The 3,669-nt window shown below is 36.2% G+C and carries 4 protein-coding genes; all 4 read left to right on the top strand.

Going from position 1 to position 3,669, the window contains the following annotated elements; translation table 11 throughout:
• Window positions 1-220, top strand: a 220-nt coding sequence (locus ACKPEB_RS13160) for a hypothetical protein (protein ID WP_408965386.1), incomplete at its 5' end; no start/stop codon positions are given.
• Window positions 221-467: 247 nt separating this feature from the next.
• Window positions 468-1,316, top strand: a complete 849-nt coding sequence (locus ACKPEB_RS13165) for a viperin family antiviral radical SAM protein (protein ID WP_408965387.1) — start codon at window positions 468-470, stop codon at window positions 1,314-1,316.
• A 44-nt stretch (window positions 1,317-1,360) separates the two neighbouring features.
• A complete protein-coding gene (locus ACKPEB_RS13170) occupies window positions 1,361-1,747 on the top strand; it encodes a hypothetical protein (protein WP_408965388.1) in 387 nt (128 codons plus the stop codon).
• A gap of 27 nt (window positions 1,748-1,774) precedes the next feature.
• Entirely contained in the window at window positions 1,775-3,631 is a 1,857-nt protein-coding gene (locus tag ACKPEB_RS13175; protein WP_408965389.1) for a hypothetical protein, read from the top strand.
• Window positions 3,632-3,669: the final 38 nt, after the last annotated feature.

Raw genomic sequence — 3,669 nt, forward strand, 5'->3', positions numbered from 1 at the left:
TCGAACTTTAAATGAAGCTTATATTCTAACTAGCTTAATCAATAATTGGTCACATTCTCAAATTAAAATATTACAATCTCCCCCTGGACGTTCTCACCCTCGGAATGTGACAACAGGAGATATTTTTGAACTGCAAGATGGCTCACGTTATATTGTTGATTATGTCGGATTTGAACGGATACAAGATGTTATACCCGCAGAAACAAAAACGATTCGTTAGGGTATGTAATCAATAAATAAACATTGAAGTTCCGTAATTTCACTGATTTACAAACCTTGAATTCTGAATTATTATAAATCTCAGATTCATAGATAGCGATCGCTCAACCCTCCCCCAACCTTTAAACCCAAAATCTCACACTAATATCTTAATTTGTATAATCGCATACAGTAATTAATATGCGGTTATACCTCATGCAAATCTTGTTAATAATTTAATCATTTTCATGACTCAATAGGATAAAGAAATGCAGCCTATATCTGTGAACTTTCATTTGTGGAAACCCTGCAACTACCGTTGTAGTTTTTGTTACGAAACGATGCCAGACATCCAAGGGAATCTTTCGTTAAATGATTCATTTCACCTGCTAAAATTACTCCGTGAAGCAGGTTGTCAAAAAATTAATTTTGCTGGCGGTGAACCCACACTTTGTCCCTATTTAGGCGAACTTTTAGCCGCAGCCCGTCGTTTAGGATTAGTTACCAGTTTAGTCACAAATGGTGCAAGACTTTCCCAATTACTTGCCAGCCATGCTGATAATATTGATTGGGTTGCTTTATCAGTTGACTCAGCCAATGAACTGACCTCTCAGCGTTTAGGAAGAGGAACAGGAAATCATGTCAAATTTTCAATTAATTTGTTTGATCTCCTTCACCAGCATCAAATTCGAGTCAAACTTAATACTGTTATCACTCGTTTGAACTATCAAGAAAATATGTCAGAATTTGTACGAAAAGTTCGTCCTGAACGATGGAAGATTTTTCAGGTACTAGCTATTAAAGGTCAAAATGATGGACTTGTCGAAGACCTTTTAATTTCATCTGAACAGTTTAAAATGTTTATTAAAAAACATCAATTTTTGGAAAGTGAAGGGGTAAAATTAGTTGCAGAAACCAATCAACTCATGCAGGGTTCATACGTTATGATTGACCCCCTTGGGCGCTTTTTCAGCGATGCGAAAGGCTATCACGAATACAGCCAACCTATTTTACAAGTCGGTGTCGATGTAGCATTATCTCAAGTACAATGGTATACAGATAAGTTTGTTGATCGAGGAGGAATTTATAATTGGGGTTCTCAATATATTCCGATTTAGAAATCTAATGTTTATCAGTCAAAGGAGTATCATCGATATTAAAAATGTCTTCTCTCCCAGATAACTTTTTATTGCGACCTAGCTTAGAACAGCTTGTGACAGAAATTGTAGCCATTAATCATGCTTGGAAAGAAGCACGGTTGATGGTTGGTAATTCGGCGGGTTTAACCGTTTCTTTACGGAATTTAAAAACGCGATCGCAAGTTCGACTTTTACGCCATTATGCACCAGAAAAAGTCTATCTCAAAATCGATGAACAATCCCTAGAACCTTCTTTAGAAGTCGATAAGGATGCTGAAACAGGAGAACCCCTTTATGGCTTAATTCTGCGAAAACCTGTTAATGGTGTTACCGATGCGGCTCACCTTCCTATTCGAGTTGCTCAGGAATTTTTATCTGAGTCTGAGATTAAAAGATTTACCCAAAATTAAGTGAATTAAATATTAGGAGAATTAGCGATGTGGGAATGGTTTAGAAAAAGTTTCAATTCAGGTGATCCAGTTAGTGATATCTTTATTTGGATTATTTTTGGATTCGCTGTAATAGCTTTCGGATTAGAACTTTTTTCTATTTTTAAAAATTATTTTCCGAAGTTCCAAGATACTGAAGATGGGATTAAATTCTTAAACGACAATAATAAACCAGAAGAAAAATTGGATTTACCAACCAATAAAAAGATTAGAAAATGGCTACAAAGACACTTTTTAATTCAAAATGAACAACTAATCAAAGATGAAAATGATCCACAAAAATTTATCCTTTTATCAGCCCCGTCTATTCTATCCCAACCTATACCCCGCGGCCCTGTTTATTTTGCACCAACTTTATTAACAGCATTGGGGGTTTTAGGAACCTTTGCGGGGATTTATTTAGGATTACAAAAAATTAATCTTGGTAATATTTCAGAAGCGAATAACCTACTCGAAGCTAGTACCCAACTCATGGAAGGAATGAATTTAGCTTTCGTTACTTCCCTATTTGGTTTAGGAACTTCTAGCGTTTTTATGGTAATTTTAGCTATTGGGAAATGGTTCCGAGAACAACGACGAGATAACTTGAGAAGTCAACTCAGAGAGGTTGCAATTTTAGAAACTCCTGTGAGACTTCTTTCTCGTTTAGGAAATCAACAATCTAATCAAAGAGAAGTCGGAGAATCTTTGAAAGATGTTGCTTATAGTTTAAAAGGAATTAGTAACCTGAGTGCTGATAAAATTGGTCAAGCAACTGGCAAATGTTTTAGAGACGTTGTTCAGCAAGATGTAAAACCTTTATATCAAGAGTTATATCAGGAGTTACAACAACTACGAACAACACAAGAAAGTCAAGGTCAAACCATAGAAACCTTAATTAAACAGCAAGGTCAAACCGTAGAAACCTTGGTTCATCAAATGGAAACCCAGTTAATTGAACCTGTGGTGAAGCGGTTAGATGAAAGTGCAACTTTAACGAAAGAAGCATCATTAGCCGTGCGAGAATTAAGAGAATCTTTAGGAGGAATTGCAGAAAGTTTATCGAGTGCTATTTCTACTATTCAAGAATTCCAAAAAACAACATTAGGTGAACTACAAGATTTTGCAAAAAATTTGCAGGAGATTTTAGGACAATTCCGCACCGATACAGAAGGGGTGATGCAGAAAGTTTCTCTCGAAATTGAACGGGCGGTTAATACCAGTATTGAGGGGATGGAAGCCCAGCGTCAAGCTTTTGAATTAAGTGCAGAACAAGCCGCAGATACCTTTAAAGGAATTCGTCTTGATTTTGAGGAAGAATTGCAAAAATTCCGCAATGAATATCAAGAATCTCTCAACAATTTCTTTACCGAACAAAATCAGCTTTTACAGGAAACTTTGGGACAACAACGGGACGGTTTAGCTCAAGTTGTAGATTCTTTGAAAACTGTTTTTATAGAAGATTCTCAACACATGAGCGAAGAAATTAAAACCAGCATGAACACCATTAAAGAAACCGTTGAAAAGGTTTCTAAATTATCAAATACACTCGGTTTAACATCCGGTGAACGTCTTGCACAGTTACAAGAATTAGCGCGAACAATTGGAGATGAAGCGAATCAAGTTTCTAGCCGTTATCAAAATATGGCAACTGAATTTAATGCTGCGTTACAAGCTGGAAATCAACAATTAGCAGGTTATCTCCAACAAGCAAATGAAGTTTATAGTAACCGCATTCAAGAGTTTGATACAGCAACGGCTACCATTTGCCAGCAATTAAACTCTACTTCTCATCAATTTATGGGTGTGGCTCAATATCTGGTTTCTGCTGCTGACGATCTTAGAAATACTAATGGGAAAAATTAATCATGAGTGATTTATCAGAATTAGAATTAGACACAGAA

Origin of the sequence: Planktothrix sp. (genome assembly GCF_046067725.1) — a bacterium.
GTDB lineage: Bacteria > Cyanobacteriota > Cyanobacteriia > Cyanobacteriales > Microcoleaceae > Planktothrix.

Bases quoted from the DNA above. Each gene is read 5' to 3' on its own strand.
- ACKPEB_RS13175 (WP_408965389.1), top strand. From the start codon at position 1,775: ATGTGGGAATGGTTTAGAAAAAGTTTCAATTCAGGTGATCCAGTTAGT.
- ACKPEB_RS13170 (WP_408965388.1), top strand. From the start codon at position 1,361: ATGTCTTCTCTCCCAGATAACTTTTTATTGCGACCTAGCTTAGAACAG.
- ACKPEB_RS13165 (WP_408965387.1), top strand. From the start codon at position 468: ATGCAGCCTATATCTGTGAACTTTCATTTGTGGAAACCCTGCAACTAC.